Origin of the sequence: Paenibacillus sp. V4I9 (assembly GCF_030817295.1) — a bacterium.
Lineage (GTDB): Bacteria > Bacillota > Bacilli > Paenibacillales > NBRC-103111 > Paenibacillus_E.
The window spans coordinates 7,436,069-7,452,964 of the sequence record NZ_JAUSZE010000001.1 but is presented as its reverse complement, the minus strand read 5'-3'; the positions used below and the strand labels follow the sequence as shown (position 1 = coordinate 7,452,964).

The window sequence follows — 16,896 nt, the reverse complement described above, 5'->3', positions numbered from 1 at the left end:
GTACCATCAATTATGCTTGTCTTTGCTTTACCATATCTAAGAAATAGCTGTGCAGACGGAAGTCGTCTGTCAGCTCTGGGTGAAACGACGCTGCAAGGAGATGCCCTTGCTGCGCTGCAACGATCTGGCCGTCATACGTAGCCAGTACATCTACCCCAGGTCCCACCTTCTCGATGAGTGGGGCCCGAATAAAGACCGCGCGAACGTTTTCGTCGATACCTTTGATCGGCAAGTCCGTCTCAAAGCTTTCGCGCTGACGACCGAACGCGTTGCGAGCCACCGTGATATCCATCAGCTCAAGGTGAGCTTCCGGCTGCCCGTTGATCTCTTTCGCGATGACAATCAACCCCGCGCAGGTGCCGAAAATCGGCTTGCCCGCGGCGGAAAAATCCTTCAGCGCATCAATGAAACCATAGGTGCGCATTAACTTGCCGATTGTCGTACTCTCTCCACCCACCCGGTAGAATAATCCCATCAAGATCAGCTAGCTGCTCGGTTCGTTTGACAACGACGCCTTCGGCGCCAGCCTTCTCGATCCCACGAATATGTTCTGCTACCGCGCCTTGCAGCGCGAGAACTCCGATCTTCGTCATTACCAGCCGCGCTCCTGCATACGCTCGGAAGCTTGCAGCTTGGAAATTTCGATTCCCTTCATAGGGGCACCCAGGTTTTTGGAGATTTCTGCAATCAATTTATAGTCTGTGTAGTGAGTTACGGCTTCAACAATCGCTTTCGCGAATTTCTCAGGGCTATCGGATTTGAAAATACCGGAGCCTACGAATACACCATCGGAACCAAGGTGCATCATGAGCGCAGCATCTGCAGGTGTGGAAACACCACCAGCTGCGAAGTTAACAACAGGCAATTTACCTGTTTCGTGAACTTGTAGAAGCAACTCATAAGGAGCGCCAAGTGTTTTCGCTTCAAACATCAATTCATCCTTGGACATTCCTTGGATTTTGCGAATTTGACCTTGAATTGTACGCATATGACGAACAGCTTCTACGATATTACCAGTCCCTGGCTCACCTTTGGTACGAAGCATGGAAGCACCCTCACCAATACGACGCAAAGCTTCACCAAGATCGCGGCAACCACATACGAAAGGAACCGTGAAATCGCGTTTGTTGATGTGGAATACTTCATCCGCAGGTGTAAGTACTTCACTCTCATCGATATAGTCAACGCCTAGGGATTCAAGAATTTTCGCTTCAACGAAGTGTCCAATTCTTGCTTTCGCCATGACAGGAATGGATACTACTCTCATCACATCTTCAACGATTGAAGGGTCAGCCATACGGGATACGCCACCAGCTGCACGAATGTCAGCGGGTACGCGCTCAAGCGCCATAATAGCGGACGCGCCAGCTGCTTCTGCGATTTTAGCTTGCTCGGCATTCATAACGTCCATGATGACGCCGCCTTTTTGCATTTCGGCCATACCAGTTTTAACGCGGGAAGTTCCTGTTTCCATTCTTTATATCCTCCTATAGCTTGTATGCCAATTTCATGCAGTTTCCTACACGATTCGATAGTAAATCTTCTAAACAATTATTTTACATGAAGGAGGGTTAATATACAACCCATTTTCTGGTCTAGGAGCCGTCTTTAATCCCTTTAAACATATCGCTGAAGAAGTTTTTGAAGGAGCGGAACAAGAGACGAATCCAGCTGCCTTTTTGTACATCATCATTAGCAATTAGATCAACCGTTTTATCTTGTCCATTGTAGCTTACCTTCACTTTACCGAGCGTATCGCCCTTCGTAATAGGTGCTACGAGCTTGCTCTCTTCAAGCGGCTCTGCCGTAATTTTAAAGTCAGTATCTTTCGCACCTTTTCGAGTGACGAACGTCAGACCCGTTTTAGTCACAAGAGGTACTTGTGTTTGAACACCTTTCTTAATGTTTACGATTTTCAAAGAATCTATTTCTTGCTTCGCATTAAGGAAAGGTTTAATTTCAAAATTATTGAATCCATAATCGAGCAGCTTTCTCGTTTCGTTGAAACGCTCCGGTTCTGTTTTGGTACCCATGACAACAGTGATAATACGCATTCCATTTCGTTCAGCAGTCCCTGTAAAGCAGTACCCTGCATCATCAGTAGAACCTGTTTTCAAACCGTCCAGTCCTTGATAAGCATACTTTTTCAAATTGGTGTTGCTCAGATTTCCTTCTAACATCCAGTTCCAATTGATCATCGGCGTTTTATCCGTAGCTCTTAGTTTTAAAGATGGGATTTTCGTAAATTCAAGAATTTCTTTATGATCCTTAAGGATATTATAGGCGAGAATGCCAGCATCTCGTGCAGTCATTTTGGTCTCACCTTCAATAGATGCCGGCGGATTTTTGAGATCGGCGCGTGAAAGTCCAGTAGCGCTAATGAAATGAGCTTTGTCTGACATACCAAGTTGTTTGGCTTTTTCGTTCATCATTTTCGCAAAATTTTCTTCCGTACCACCGATTAATTCGGCAAAAGCCACGGAAGCATCGTTCGCGGAGTAGATTGACATCGCATTAAACATATCTTTGAAAGTCAATGTTTCATTTTCAGCGATCAGTTGTCCAGAACCAATCACGTCTGCAGCATTTTTAGTTGCTGTTACTGGCGAATCCCATTTGAATTTACCTTCTTTAATACTCTCCATGGCCAGGTACTCAGTCATCATTTTGGCCATACTTGCTGGTGGGAAAGCTTCATCCGCATTTAATTCATAGAGTACGGCTCCTGTGCTTGCTTCCATAATAATCGCAGATTTAGCTGCTGGTTTAGGTTCATTGAGTGCTGGCGTTGGCGCCGTTGGGGCCGTTGAGGCTGCTGGTGTAGTTGTGGCTGCTGGTGCTTTGGTATCCGCGGCATATGTTGGTTGTATATGTAAAAGTAAGGATTGAGCAATTAAACTGACACCTAACACCAAAGCAACCTTTTTCTTTGTAAAACTTAAAAATCTCACAATTTCACTCTCCTAATGATGTAATAATACGTTATATTGTACCACACCCTATTGGACAAAAAAAAGAAGACGTAGGTTCATTTTCCCACGCCTCCAATTTCATCTATATTGTGACAATTACAACGAGTAATTAGGTGCTTCTTTGGTAATTTGAATATCATGCGGATGACTTTCTTTTAAACCTGCACCTGTAATTCGAATAAACTGGGTATCATGAATAAGTTCTTGAATATTGCGGGCACCACAGTACCCCATACCTGAGCGAAGACCGCCCACGAGTTGATAAACAGTATCCGCCATTGGCCCTTTATAAGCTACACGACCCTCGATACCCTCAGGAACAAGCTTGCTCTCGTTCTCTTGGAAATAACGGTCCTTGCTGCCTTCCTTCATCGCCCCTAAAGAGCCCATACCCCGATATACCTTGAATTTACGCCCTTGGAAAATTTCCGATTCACCCGGACTCTCATCCGTTCCAGCAAAAAGACTACCAATCATAACCGCACTAGCCCCCGCTGCGATCGCTTTGACAACATCACCGGAGTACTTGATACCGCCATCTGCGATAATTGGGACTCCAAACTCTGCTGCAGCTTGCGCACAATCATAAATAGCTGTAATTTGAGGAACACCAATCCCTGCAATAACCCTTGTTGTACAAATGGATCCAGGCCCAATTCCTACCTTCACCATGGATGCTCCAGCCTTAATGAGGTCACGTGTACCGTCACCTGTGGCAACATTTCCTGCGATGATAGGCAGCTCTGGATATTGTGATCTAAGCTTTTTCACGGTTTCTGCGATATTAATGTGATGACCATGCGCAGAATCTACGACAATCACGTCGATGCCTGCTTTTACAAGAGCTGCTGCTCTCTCCATAACGTCCTTAGCAACACCTACAGCTGCACCTACGAGTAAACGCCCCTGTGCATCCTTAGCGGAGTTAGGGAACTGAATGGCCTTCTCAATATCCTTAATCGTGATTAAACCTTTAAGCTCAAAATTTTCATCGACCAAAGGCAATTTCTCAATTTTATGCTTTTGAAGAATACCTTCCGCTTGCTGAAGCGTGGTCCCCACAGGAGCCGTAACCAGATCTTCTTGGGTCATTACTTCTTTGATTTTGATGGAATAATCGTGTACAAAGCGCAGGTCGCGGTTCGTTAAAATCCCCACCAGCTTGTTCGCTTCATTCACAATCGGTACACCAGATATACGGTATTTCGCCATCAGCTCTTCCGCGTCATAAACATGATGCTCCGGTGTTAGTGAGAAAGGATTCGTGATAACGCCACTCTCTGATCTCTTAACACGGTCAACATGCTCAGCTTGAAGCTCAATCGTCATATTCTTATGGATAATCCCGATACCGCCTTCTCGTGCCATCGCAATTGCAAGCGCAGATTCCGTAACAGTATCCATAGCAGAGCTAATAAACGGGATATTTAATTTCACATGAGGCGCAAGTACGGTTGAAACGTCGATCTCCTTACCGAACACTTCAGACTTTCTTGGCACCAACAATACATCATCAAACGTTAAGCCTTCCTTACCAAACTTGTCTTCCCTCACAACACGTATTCCTCCTTAGAGCTCTCTATGAAAGAAAGCTTTATTCGAATGAATCTTCTCATTCGTTTTGTTTATGATTGCAATCTTAACAAAAGCCTATTTTTCGTGTCAAGGAAAAGGACAAGTCTACCGGATAACCTTCTGCCCGAATAAGTCAATTCCGTTAACGATACGAATACGTGCTGCTCGAGTTCCATAACAAAAATTGTTCCACACCTTGCTCTTTTGCTGCTTTAATTTGCTCCTTAACATCAATAGTCCCATATTTCTTATGTGATTTCACCCAAGTGGCTGTAAAATCCTGATACCATGGTCTTATTTCCGCAATATGACTATCTGATTTCACTAAAAGCTGGTTCTTCCCATTTGCATCGCTAATCGCTTTACGAATAACCGCATAAGGTTGTAAATCGGGATTCTTAATTCCATATACCCCACTAGAATAATGAGAAGGATACAACATAGGTGAAATATAATGAACCTGCTTACTGATCATCAACCAATCTTGTCCAATGCCCATATCATTATCAGACGAAGTTGTTAATCCAAAGACATCAGCAGATAAATAAGCTTGTCCACCCATTTGTTCTTTGGCTTTCTTGAGGAAATTCTCGATTACCTGTGCTTTGGTCCATTTATTGGGGTTATCAAATTTGACCTCCTGATCCACTTTCTTGCCATTCTCAGGAAACCTCACATAATCGAACTGGATTTCATCAAAACCTAATAAAGCTGCTTCCTTAGCAATTTGAACGTTATAATCCCACACTTCTTCCTTATAGGGGTCCACCCAAGCCGTTCCTTTACTATCCTTCCACACGTTACCCGCTTGAGTCATCATCGCATAATTACTTTTTTTCATGCTTAGATAAGGATCTTTAAACACAACGACTCGCGCAATCGTATATATGTGCTTCTCTTTTAACCTTAGAAGGATGGCTTTCAGATCACGAATAATAACATGGCTATTTGCCCCTATTTCATTCACCAAAGGAACCGCCGACGGATATGTAACTTGTCCCGAATCGTTCTTTACATCGATAACCATCGCATTCAGATCGGTTTGATCCACTAGGTCAACCAACTGCTCAAATTTATTGCCTACCGCTGACCAGGCGGATACATAAATACCTTTAACAACCTGCTTAGCTGGCTTTTGAGGCAGGTTCTTGACCTCAGCTGAAGACAGTTGCTTCGCTTCTTGGATTGAGATAGGCAATGTCTTTCCTAAATTGTTTAAAGCGCCTAACGGATCTGTACCATCCTTGATCGAGCCCATCTTGGCATAGCAGCCACTTACCATTTGTATCACTAAGAAACCAAGAAACAAAACACGCAAACATCTCCTGTATATCGATGCACCCATACTAATCCCTCCTCATAGGGCTAGTATGGTTTAATATGTCGCATTGTACTGATGTAAAAAAAGAGTCTTTCTGGAATTTCTTCCAAAAAGACTCTTTATATTGCTTGGCAACGTTCTACTCTCCCAGAACCCTGCGGTTCAAGTACCATCGACGCTGGAGGGCTTAACGGTCGTGTTCGAGATGGGAACGCGTGGGTCCCCTCCGCCATCATCACCAAACGGGATGCTTCTGCCAGGAAACATCGAAAACCAGTTCAGGCTGTCTTGCACCCTGAAAACTAGATACGAAACTTGCGTAAAGTTAGATTACTTAGGAATTTTGGTTAAGCCCTCGACCGATTAGTATTCGTCAGCTGCATGCATTGCTGCACTTCCACCTCGAACCTATCAACCTCGTCGTCTACAAGGGGTCTTACATACTGGGAAATCTCATCTTGAGGGGGGCTTCGCGCTTAGATGCTTTCAGCGCTTATCCCCTCCGTACATAGCTACCCAGCGATGCCTCTGGCGAGACAACTGGTACACCAGCGGTACGTCCATCCCGGTCCTCTCGTACTAAGGACAGCTCCTCTCAAATTTCCTACGCCCGCGACAGATAGGGACCGAACTGTCTCACGACGTTCTGAACCCAGCTCGCGTACCGCTTTAATGGGCGAACAGCCCAACCCTTGGGACCTACTTCAGCCCCAGGATGCGATGAGCCGACATCGAGGTGCCAAACCTCCCCGTCGATGTGGACTCTTGGGGGAGATAAGCCTGTTATCCCCAGGGTAGCTTTTATCCGTTGAGCGATGGCCCTTCCATTCGGTACCACCGGATCACTAAGTCCGACTTTCGTCCCTGCTCGACTTGTAGGTCTCGCAGTCAAGCTCCCTTATGCCTTTGCACTCTGCGAATGATTTCCAACCATTCTGAGGGAACCTTTAAACGCCTCCGTTACATTTTAGGAGGCGACCGCCCCAGTCAAACTGCCCACCTGACACTGTCCCCATACCGGATCACGGTACTAGGTTAGAACTCCGATACGATCAGGGTGGTATCCCAACGATGCCTCCACCCAAGCTGGCGCTCAGGCTTCAAAGGCTCCCACCTATCCTGTACAGATCGTACCAAAGTCCAATATCAAGCTGCAGTAAAGCTCCATGGGGTCTTTCCGTCTTGTCGCGGGTAACCTGCATCTTCACAGGTATTAAAATTTCACCGGATCTCTCGTTGAGACAGCGCCCAAGTCGTTACGCCATTCGTGCGGGTCAGAATTTACCTGACAAGGAATTTCGCTACCTTAGGACCGTTATAGTTACGGCCGCCGTTTACTGGGGCTTCAATTCATAGCTTCGGAACCGAGGTCCCTAACCACTCCTCTTAACCTTCCAGCACCGGGCAGGCGTCAGCCCGTATACTTCGCCTTGCGGCTTCGCACAGACCTGTGTTTTTGCTAAACAGTCGCTTGGGCCTTTTCACTGCGGCCCCCTCGGGCTATTCACCCTACCGAGGCACCCCTTCTCCCGAAGTTACGGGGTCATTTTGCCGAGTTCCTTAACGAGAGTTCTTCCGCGCGCCTTAGAATTCTCTTCTCACCCACCTGTGTCGGTTTGCGGTACGGGCACCTTCGCCTGGCTAGAAGCTTTTCTTGGCAGTGTAAACTCATGACCTTCGGTACTTAAATTTCCCTCCCCATCACAGCCCAGCCTTACGATGTGCGGATTTGCCTACACATCAGCCTCACTGCTTGGACGAGCATCCATCAGCTCGCGTCACTATCCTTCTGCGTCACTCCATTGCTCATAACGGCTACGGTGGTACAGGAATTTCCACCTGTTGTCCATCGACTACGCCTTTCGGCCTCGCCTTAGGTCCCGACTTACCCTGAGCGGACGAGCCTTCCTCAGGAACCCTTAGGTTTTCGGCGGATCAGATTCTCACTGATCTTTTCGTTACTTATACCGGCATTCTCACTTGTATGCGCTCCACCTGTCCTTACGGTCAGAATTCAACGTACATACAACGCTCCCCTACCCATGCACTAAAGTGCAAGCCATAGCTTCGGTGGCGTGTTTAGCCCCGTTACATTTTCGGCGCAGAGTCACTCGACCAGTGAGCTATTACGCACTCTTTCAATGGTGGCTGCTTCTAAGCCAACATCCTGGTTGTCTGTGCAACTCCACATCCTTTCCCACTTAACACACACTTGGGGACCTTAGCTGATGGTCTGGGCTGTTTCCCTTTTGACAATGGATCTTAGCACTCACTGTCTGACTCCCGGATTTAAGTTTGTGGCATTCAGAGTTTGACTGGACTTGGTAACCCTTGGCGGGCCCCGCACCCAATCAGTGCTTTACCTCCACAACTCAACATCCGAGGCTAGCCCTAAAGCTATTTCGGGGAGAACCAGCTATCTCCGAGTTCGATTGGAATTTCTCCGCTACCCCCACCTCATCCCCGCATTTTTCAACATGCGTGGGTTCGGGCCTCCAGTGAGTGTTACCTCACCTTCACCCTGGACAGGGGTAGATCACACGGTTTCGGGTCTACGTCCACGTACTAAAGCGCCCTATTCAGACTCGCTTTCGCTGCGGCTCCGCCTTTTCAGCTTAACCTCGCACGGGAACGTAACTCGCCGGTTCATTCTACAAAAGGCACGCCATCACCCATATAGAGGGCTCTAACTTTTTGTAAGCACACGGTTTCAGGTTCTTTTTCACTCCGCTTCCGCGGTGCTTTTCACCTTTCCCTCACGGTACTGCTTCACTATCGGTCACTAGGGAGTATTTAGCCTTGGCAGATGGTCCTGCCGGATTCCGACGGGGTTTCACGTGACCCGCCGTACTCAGGATACCTCTAGGGGTTTCGTTCGATTTTGGCTACAGGGCTTTTACCTTCTATGCCGGACCTTTCCAGATCGCTTCGCCTACCGAACTAACCCCACAACGAGGTCCTACAACCCCAAGGAGCAAGCTCCTTGGTTTGGGCTATTCCGCTTTCGCTCGCCGCTACTGACGGAATCACTTTTGTTTTCTTTTCCTCCAGGTACTTAGATGTTTCAGTTCCCTGGGTATGCCTCTACTATTGCTATGTATTCACAATAGAGTAACTGCGCATTACCACAGCTGGGTTCCCCCATTCGGACATCCCCGGATCAAAGCCTGCTTACGGCTCCCCGAGGCATTTCGTCGTTCGCCACGTCCTTCTTCGGCTCCTAGTGCCTAGGCATCCTCCGTGTGCTCTTTCTAGCTTAACCTAGAAAAAACTTTAAAGATTTTTGTGCAATCGTTAGATTGTCACAACCTAAGTTCTTACTTTACGTTTTGTTTCGTTATCTAGTTTTCAAGGAACAACGTTGAAGGTAAATTCATCCTTCAAAACTGAACACGAGTGAGTAAGCGATTTGTGTACTTACGTACACTTGACTGGTCTTATCAAGACCGAGTCTCCATAGAAAGGAGGTGATCCAGCCGCACCTTCCGATACGGCTACCTTGTTACGACTTCACCCCAATCATCTACCCCACCTTCGGCGGCTGGCTCCCTTGCGGGTTACCCCACCGACTTCGGGTGTTGTAAACTCTCGTGGTGTGACGGGCGGTGTGTACAAGACCCGGGAACGTATTCACCGCGGCATGCTGATCCGCGATTACTAGCAATTCCGACTTCATGCAGGCGAGTTGCAGCCTGCAATCCGAACTGAGATCGGCTTTTAAGGATTGGCTCCACCTCGCGGCTTCGCTTCCCGTTGTACCGACCATTGTAGTACGTGTGTAGCCCAGGTCATAAGGGGCATGATGATTTGACGTCATCCCCACCTTCCTCCGGTTTGTCACCGGCAGTCATCTTAGAGTGCCCACCCAAAGTGCTGGCAACTAAGATCAAGGGTTGCGCTCGTTGCGGGACTTAACCCAACATCTCACGACACGAGCTGACGACAACCATGCACCACCTGTCTCCTCTGTCCCGAAGGCCTACGATATCTCTACCGTATTCAGAGGGATGTCAAGACCTGGTAAGGTTCTTCGCGTTGCTTCGAATTAAACCACATACTCCACTGCTTGTGCGGGTCCCCGTCAATTCCTTTGAGTTTCACTCTTGCGAGCGTACTCCCCAGGCGGCATACTTACTGTGTTAACTTCGGCACCGAGGAATCGAATCCCCGACACCTAGTATGCATCGTTTACGGCGTGGACTACCAGGGTATCTAATCCTGTTTGCTCCCCACGCTTTCGCGCCTCAGCGTCAGTTATAGGCCAGAAAGTCGCCTTCGCCACTGGTGTTCCTCCACATCTCTACGCATTTCACCGCTACACGTGGAATTCCACTTTCCTCTCCTACACTCAAGTCAACCAGTTTTGGATGCGAACCGGGGTTGAGCCCCGGGCTTAAACACCCAACTTAATTGACCGCCTGCGCGCGCTTTACGCCCAATAATTCCGGACAACGCTTGCCCCCTACGTATTACCGCGGCTGCTGGCACGTAGTTAGCCGGGGCTTTCTTCTCCTATACCGTCACACAAAGAGCAGTTACTCTCCTTGCTGTTCGTCTAGGGCAACAGAGCTTTACGATCCGAAAACCTTCATCACTCACGCGGCGTTGCTCCGTCAGACTTGCGTCCATTGCGGAAGATTCCCTACTGCTGCCTCCCGTAGGAGTCTGGGCCGTGTCTCAGTCCCAGTGTGGCCGTTCACCCTCTCAGGTCGGCTACGCATCGTCGCCTTGGTAGGCCGTTACCCTACCAACTAGCTAATGCGCCGCAGGCCCATCTATAAGCCACAGATTGCTCCGTGTTTCATAATTCTCTCATGCGAGAAAACCAGTTATCCGGTCTTAGCTATCGTTTCCGATAGTTATCCCAGTCTTATAGGCAGGTTACCTACGTGTTACTCACCCGTCCGCCGCTAACTTATCCCGAAGGATAAATCCGCTCGACTTGCATGTATTAGGCACGCCGCCAGCGTTCGTCCTGAGCCAGGATCAAACTCTCCATAATAGTAAAACTATTTGAAAGCTTAATTGCTCATTTGCGTTGCTAGCGAGATTTTGCAATCTCTTTTTTGAACGATTTCTCATTCGTGCTTACTCACTCGTTGTTCAGTTTTCAAAGATCAATTTCTTTCATTTTAATCCTTCGCCCCTCAAAGGCGACTTGATTAATATACCACATCTGCCTATTCGATTGCAAGAACTTTTTTTAATTTCTTTCGTTCTTTCATTCGACCGCCGAAGCGACAAGGAGTAATATAACAAATCTAAAGGCAGAATGCAAGCTTTTCTTAATCATTTCTTAATAATAAAGAAAACCCCCTATAGTAGGGGGTTAACATTATCTCTATGACTTTTAAATATGACCAATAACATCTTGAATGAATAGGCTTCTTTCTAATGTTAAATTTACGATCGTTCCATTAACGTTAATCCAAGGTCTGGTAGGATGCGAGCGATCGGAGAAAATAATCTCACCTACACGGTTATCGCTTAGTTTTACGATTGTTCCATTGCTTATTTGTGTGGACTTGTTCATAAATACTTGAACTAGGGTTGGATCTACCTTACCGAATGATTCAGTGAAGAGCTGCTCTAGTACAACATACGGCGATACAGCCGTTTTATAGTAACGCTCATTGGTCATGGCGTTATAAATATCAGCAATCGCAACTATTTTGGCATACATGTGAATCTTGTCACCTTTAACTCCTAGAGGATAACCCGACCCATCCTCACGTTCATGATGCTGAATGGCCGTTAATTTGACACCTTCGTTAATACCGGAAATATTTTTAAGAATTTGATACCCGATTAGCGTGTGCTGTTTAATCTCATCCATTTCGGATACTGTTAGAGCACTCTTCTTCTCAAGAATGGCTGGATCAACTTTAGAAACACCAATGTCATGTAAGAGTCCGGCTAACGCAATTTGCATCAGATCTTTCTGAGGAAGACCATGCCATCTAGCTAATGAATAAGCGGTTAAGCTGACCTGAATACTTTTGTGATAGATGTAATCTTGCAAACTGCGATTTTTCGGTGTGAAGGTAAGTACTTTATAGGCATCAATATGTTGAATGAGTGCTTCAAGACCGTTCCGAAGATCTAAAATGGGAAGCGGTTGTCCACCATTAGCTAGATAAAAGACGCGTTTAAGGAGCTTCAACATTTTCTGATATTCCATATAAAAAGGATGAACGGTTGCAACCTCATTCGGTTTCGTTTCTTCACTCGTGGCTTCGGATTCTATACCATTCTTAGATTCAATAAAGACTGATGAAATGAGAAATGCTTTTAGAATTTCAATCTCTCTTTCACTAATGACTTTTCCTTTATTAAAAAGTACATTTCCCAATTTCGTTATTACGTTATCGCCTAATCTTTCACCATATTTTAATTGAGAAACGGCTACTGTCGGCACAATCATTCACTCACCTTAATTTGTCTTATACTTCTTATTGTAAAGTAAAAGGGATGGGTTTGTAAGCCCCATCCCGACATTTTATTCTTCTTCTGTTTCAGTTACTTCTGTTTCTTCCCAATCGCCATCTTCCTCATTCTCGCCTTGCTCTTCATTTTTCTGCACGCGAGCTAAGGTTCCAACTTCATCGTCTTCACGAATATTGATTAAGCGTACACCCTGCGTGTTACGACCCATCATAGAGATGCCGTCCATACTTGTACGAATAACAGTACCCGATGCTGTAATAATCATAAGATCCTCATCATTTTGTACCACTTTAAGACCGACAATAGGGCCGTTCTTATCTGTAACGTTCAAGGTCTTAATCCCTTTACCACCGCGTGACTGGATCCGATATTCAGAAACAGGCGTTCTCTTACCAAAGCCTTTGGTCGTTACAATGAGTACACTATTATCTTCATGGACAACGTCCATATCAATAACCGTATCTTCTGGGTCCAGGTGTATACCTTTAACCCCAGTAGCAGACCTACCCATGGAACGAACATCTTGTTCTGGGAAGTGGATGGACATGCCTAACTTGGTTCCCATAATAATGCCTTGGTTACCGTCAGTCAGTTTCACACCAATGAGATCATCATCTTCCCGTAAATTAATGGCGATTAAGCCGCCTTTACGAATGTTTGAATAATCGTCGATCGGTGTTTTCTTCACAACACCTTGCTTCGTTGCAAAGAATAAGTATTGCTCTGTTTCAAAGCTTTCTACCGGAATCACCGCGTTAACCGTCTCACCTTGCTCGATCTGGATTAAGTTAATGATTGGTGTTCCACGAGCCGTCCGGCTCAAATCCGGAATCTCATAAGCTTTCAGACGATACACTTTACCTTTATTCGTAAAGAACATCAGATAATGATGCGTATTCGTCACGAATAAATGTTCGACGAAGTCATTGTCCTTGGTGTCCATTCCGACAATGCCACGTCCTCCACGCTTCTGGTTCCGATACGTCGTAACCGGAAGACGCTTAATGTAACCCGTATGCGTAATCGTGATGACGACATCTTCACGTGGGATAAGGTCTTCATCTTCGATGCTTTCCTCACCAACCGTAATTTCAGAACGTCGCTCATCGCCGAATTTTTCTTTAATTTCATTCAATTCTTCGCGTAATGATGGCTAGAATCAGATTCTCATCAGCAAGAATCGCTTTAAGCTCAGCAATTTTCTTCATAAGTTCAGCATACTCAGCTTCGATCTTCTCACGTTCTAAGCCTGTTAAACGCTGTAAACGCATGTCGAGAATAGCTTGAGCTTGATCGAGGCTCAAATTAAACGTAGTCATGAGCCCTTCTCTAGCTTCTTCCGTTGTACGGGAAGCACGAATCAAAGCAATAACTTGATCCAAGTGATCAAGTGCGATTCGTAAGCCTTCCAAAATGTGAGCGCGCGCTTCCGCTTTGCGCAGATCAAACTCAGTTCTACGGCGAATTACTTCTTGCTGATGCTTGAGATAATAATGCAGCATCTCGCGAAGATTTAGAACTCTTGGTTCGCCGTTGACGAGTGCAAGCATAATAATACCGAAGTTCGATTGCATGGCCGTATGTTTAAACAAGTTATTCAGAACAACATGCGGGTTGACGTCGCGACGAAGCTCAATGACAACTCGCATACCGTTGCGGTCGGATTCATCTCGAAGATCCGTGATACCATCAATCTTTTTCTCACGAACAAGTTCCGCTATTTTCTCAACTAATCTAGCTTTATTTACTTGATAAGGCAGCTCATTAACAATGATTCTAGCTTTATTATTGTTTTCTTCAATAACAGTTCTAGCGCGCATCGTAACAGAACCTCTGCCTGTTTGATAGGCTTGTCTAATCCCCTCACGGCCTAAGATAAAGCCAGCTGTTGGGAAATCCGGTCCTTTAATAGCTTGCATCAATTCAAGAGGTGTAATATCCGGATTTTCAATCATCATTTGGATACCTTCGATAACCTCACGAAGGTTATGAGGAGGAATGTTCGTAGCCATCCCTACCGCAATCCCGGAGCTTCCGTTCACAAGCAAGTTCGGAAAACGAGAAGGGAGAACAACCGGTTCATGTTCTTCGCCATCATAGTTTGGTTTATAGTCAATTGTCTCTCTGTTAATATCACGAAGAAGCTCCATCGCGATCTTAGACAAGCGAGCTTCGGTATAACGCATGGCTGCTGCCATATCACCGTCGATCGATCCAAAGTTACCATGACCATCAACCAGCATATAACGAAGTGAGAAATCTTGCGCCATTCGAACCATCGTCTCATATACCGCAGTGTCTCCATGCGGATGGTACTTACCGATGACTTCACCAACGATTCTCGCCGATTTCTTATGTGGTTTATCTGGAGACATGCCTAGCTCAGACATCGCAAACAAGATACGACGATGAACAGGCTTCAGACCGTCTCTTACATCTGGCAGTGCACGACTGACAATGATACTCATCGCATAGTCTAAGAAAGATGTACGCATTTCGGTAGAAATGTCAATTTCTTTGACTTGCGAATGTAATTCTTCGCTCATGAATGTTCCTCCTGAAAGCTTACATCGTTAGCAACGTCTAGGACGTTTAGATATCTAAATTTTTCACGTACTTCGCATGTTCCTCGATGAAATCTCTTCTAGGTTCTACGTTATCTCCCATCAATGAATCAAAGAGCGTATCAGCTTCAATCGCATCTTCGATCGTCACTTGCAGGAATGTACGGCTTTCCGGATCCATCGTCGTTTCCCACAATTGTTCTGGATTCATCTCGCCAAGTCCTTTGTAACGCTGCACATTGACTTTGGCGCCTTCACCGAACTCCTGCATGATGGCTTCTCTTTGCTTTTCGTTATACGCATAGCGAACCGTTTTATTTCTTTCGAGCTTGAATAGTGGAGGTTGCGCAATATACACATAACCGGTTTCGATTAATTTTTTCATGTACCTGTAGAAGAAAGTAAGCAGAAGCGTACGAATGTGTGCTCCGTCAACGTCGGCATCCGTCATGATAATAATTTTGTGATAACGTGCCTTAGCGATATCGAAATCGTCACTGATCCCAGTACCAAAAGCTGTAATCATTGCACGAATTTCCGTATTGGATAGAATACGATCTAATCTAGCTTTCTCTACATTCAAAATTTTTCCGCGAAGTGGAAGAATTGCTTGGAAGTGACGATCACGTCCTTGCTTAGCTGATCCGCCTGCAGAGTCACCTTCTACGATGTAGATCTCACTAATAGAAGCATCCTTGGATGAGCAATCTGCTAGTTTACCTGGCAGCGCGCTTACTTCCAATGCGCTTTTACGACGAGTCAATTCTCTCGCTTTACGCGCAGCTTCTCTAGCTCGTGCCGCTTGAATCCCTTTTTCGAGAATCTTCTTGGCTATCGCAGGGTTCTCTTCCATAAATTCCTGCAGCTTCTCAGCAAATAGAGATTCTACAATACCGCGGACTTCACTATTTCCTAGTTTGGTCTTCGTTTGACCCTCAAATTGAGGCTCTGGAATTTTCACGGAAATAATGGCAGCAAGACCTTCGCGCACATCATCCCCCGATAGGTTAGAGTCACTTTCTTTTAACGAATTACTTTTGCGGGCATAATCATTTAAGATCCGCGTTAGCGCGCTTTTAAAACCGGACTCGTGAGTACCACCCTCATGTGTATTGATGTTATTCGCGAAGGAGTAAATATTTTCCGTATAGCTATCGTTGTACTGAAGGGCAATCTCAATGGAGATATTATCTTTGGAACCTTCCACATAGATTGGCATCTCATTGACGACTTCACGGTTACGGTTCAAATGCTGAACGAAGGAAACAATACCACCCTCGTATCTATGTGTATTGATCGTATCCGTACGCTCATCAATTAAATTAATTTCGATTCCTTTATTCAGGAAAGCGAGCTCGCGAATTCTAGATTGGAGAATGTCATAGTCATACTCCGTCGTTTCCTTGAAAATCTCCGGATCCGGTTGGAACGTAACTTGTGTCCCTGTTTCTTCGGTTTCGCCAATGACCTTCACGTCATACTGCGGCGCTCCGCGGCGATACTCTTGTTCATGAATTTTGCCATCACGCTTAACTTGAACCGTCAGCAGCTCAGACAACGCATTTACAACAGAGATACCTACACCGTGCAGACCACCCGATACTTTATAGCCGGAATCATCTCCACCGAACTTACCACCGGCATGAAGAACCGTTAGAACAACTTCGAGCGTTGGTCTTTTTAACTTGGCATTTTCACCGACAGGGATTCCACGGCCATTATCGATAACGGTAACACTATTATTCTTATGAACGATGACGTCTATCTTTGTACAGTAGCCGGCCAAAGCTTCATCGATACTATTATCGACAACTTCCCATACGAGATGATGAAGTCCACGGGCACTGGTTGAACCAATATACATACCCGGTCTTTTGCGAACGGCCTCTAAACCTTCCAGAACCTGAATCTGACTGTCATCGTACGCATTTTGATTCACAGACATGTTATTCTTCACCTGCTTTTTTTTAGTGAGAGAAACCTCTATCGTTGTCATTCTAAAATGAGCGACCGCGCT

At 45.8% G+C, this 16,896-nt stretch carries 6 protein-coding genes, 3 rRNA genes and 2 pseudogenes; all 11 read right to left on the bottom strand.

Translation table 11 applies throughout. The features are described 5' to 3' along the window. Positions 1–10 precede the first annotated feature (10 nt). Positions 11–593: pseudogene (pdxT, locus tag QFZ81_RS34325) on the bottom strand (pyridoxal 5'-phosphate synthase glutaminase subunit PdxT). Then, complete coding sequence (gene pdxS, locus QFZ81_RS34320; protein ID WP_307436797.1) at positions 593–1,474, bottom strand: pyridoxal 5'-phosphate synthase lyase subunit PdxS; 882 nt, start codon at positions 1,472–1,474, stop codon at positions 593–595. The pseudogene pdxT and the gene pdxS overlap by 1 nt, the downstream one beginning before the upstream one ends. A 121-nt stretch (positions 1,475–1,595) precedes the next feature. Then, the gene (locus QFZ81_RS34315; RefSeq protein WP_307606318.1) at positions 1,596–2,951 is read right to left on the bottom strand and encodes a D-alanyl-D-alanine carboxypeptidase family protein; all 1,356 of its coding nucleotides are present in this window, start codon (positions 2,949–2,951) and stop codon (positions 1,596–1,598) included. 117 nt (positions 2,952–3,068) lie between these two features. Then, entirely contained in the window at positions 3,069–4,526 is a 1,458-nt protein-coding gene (gene guaB, locus QFZ81_RS34310) for an IMP dehydrogenase (protein WP_307436802.1), read from the bottom strand. 163 nt (positions 4,527–4,689) lie between these two features. Continuing rightward, positions 4,690–5,892 carry a putative glycoside hydrolase gene (locus QFZ81_RS34305; RefSeq protein ID WP_307436805.1) on the bottom strand — a complete coding sequence of 401 codons (1,203 nt, stop codon included), beginning with the start codon at positions 5,890–5,892 and terminating at the stop codon, positions 4,690–4,692. Positions 5,893–5,994: 102 nt separating this feature from the next. Beyond that, positions 5,995–6,111: ribosomal RNA gene (gene rrf, locus QFZ81_RS34300) — 5S ribosomal RNA — on the bottom strand. A gap of 100 nt (positions 6,112–6,211) precedes the next feature. Continuing rightward, positions 6,212–9,130: ribosomal RNA gene (locus tag QFZ81_RS34295) — 23S ribosomal RNA — on the bottom strand. A 198-nt stretch (positions 9,131–9,328) separates the two neighbouring features. Beyond that, positions 9,329–10,870: ribosomal RNA gene (locus tag QFZ81_RS34290) — 16S ribosomal RNA — on the bottom strand. The 16S, 23S and 5S rRNA genes sit together here, the layout of an rRNA operon. A 348-nt stretch (positions 10,871–11,218) precedes the next feature. Next, positions 11,219–12,286 (bottom strand): HD-GYP domain-containing protein, encoded by a 1,068-nt coding sequence (locus tag QFZ81_RS34285; protein WP_307449251.1) that lies wholly within the window; start codon positions 12,284–12,286, stop codon positions 11,219–11,221. 81 nt (positions 12,287–12,367) lie between these two features. After that, positions 12,368–14,861: pseudogene (gene gyrA / locus QFZ81_RS34280) on the bottom strand (DNA gyrase subunit A). A gap of 46 nt (positions 14,862–14,907) precedes the next feature. Next, positions 14,908–16,824, bottom strand: a complete 1,917-nt coding sequence (gene gyrB / locus QFZ81_RS34275; RefSeq protein ID WP_307436812.1) for a DNA topoisomerase (ATP-hydrolyzing) subunit B — start codon at positions 16,822–16,824, stop codon at positions 14,908–14,910. Between the last annotated feature and the right edge of the window lie 72 nt (positions 16,825–16,896).

Coding starts and splice junctions, on each gene's coding strand:
- pdxS (WP_307436797.1), bottom strand. CDS start 1,474: ATGGAAACAGGAACTTCCCGCGTTAAAACTGGTATGGCCGAAATGCAA.
- QFZ81_RS34305 (WP_307436805.1), bottom strand. CDS start 5,892: ATGGGTGCATCGATATACAGGAGATGTTTGCGTGTTTTGTTTCTTGGT.
- gyrB (WP_307436812.1), bottom strand. CDS start 16,824: ATGTCTGTGAATCAAAATGCGTACGATGACAGTCAGATTCAGGTTCTG.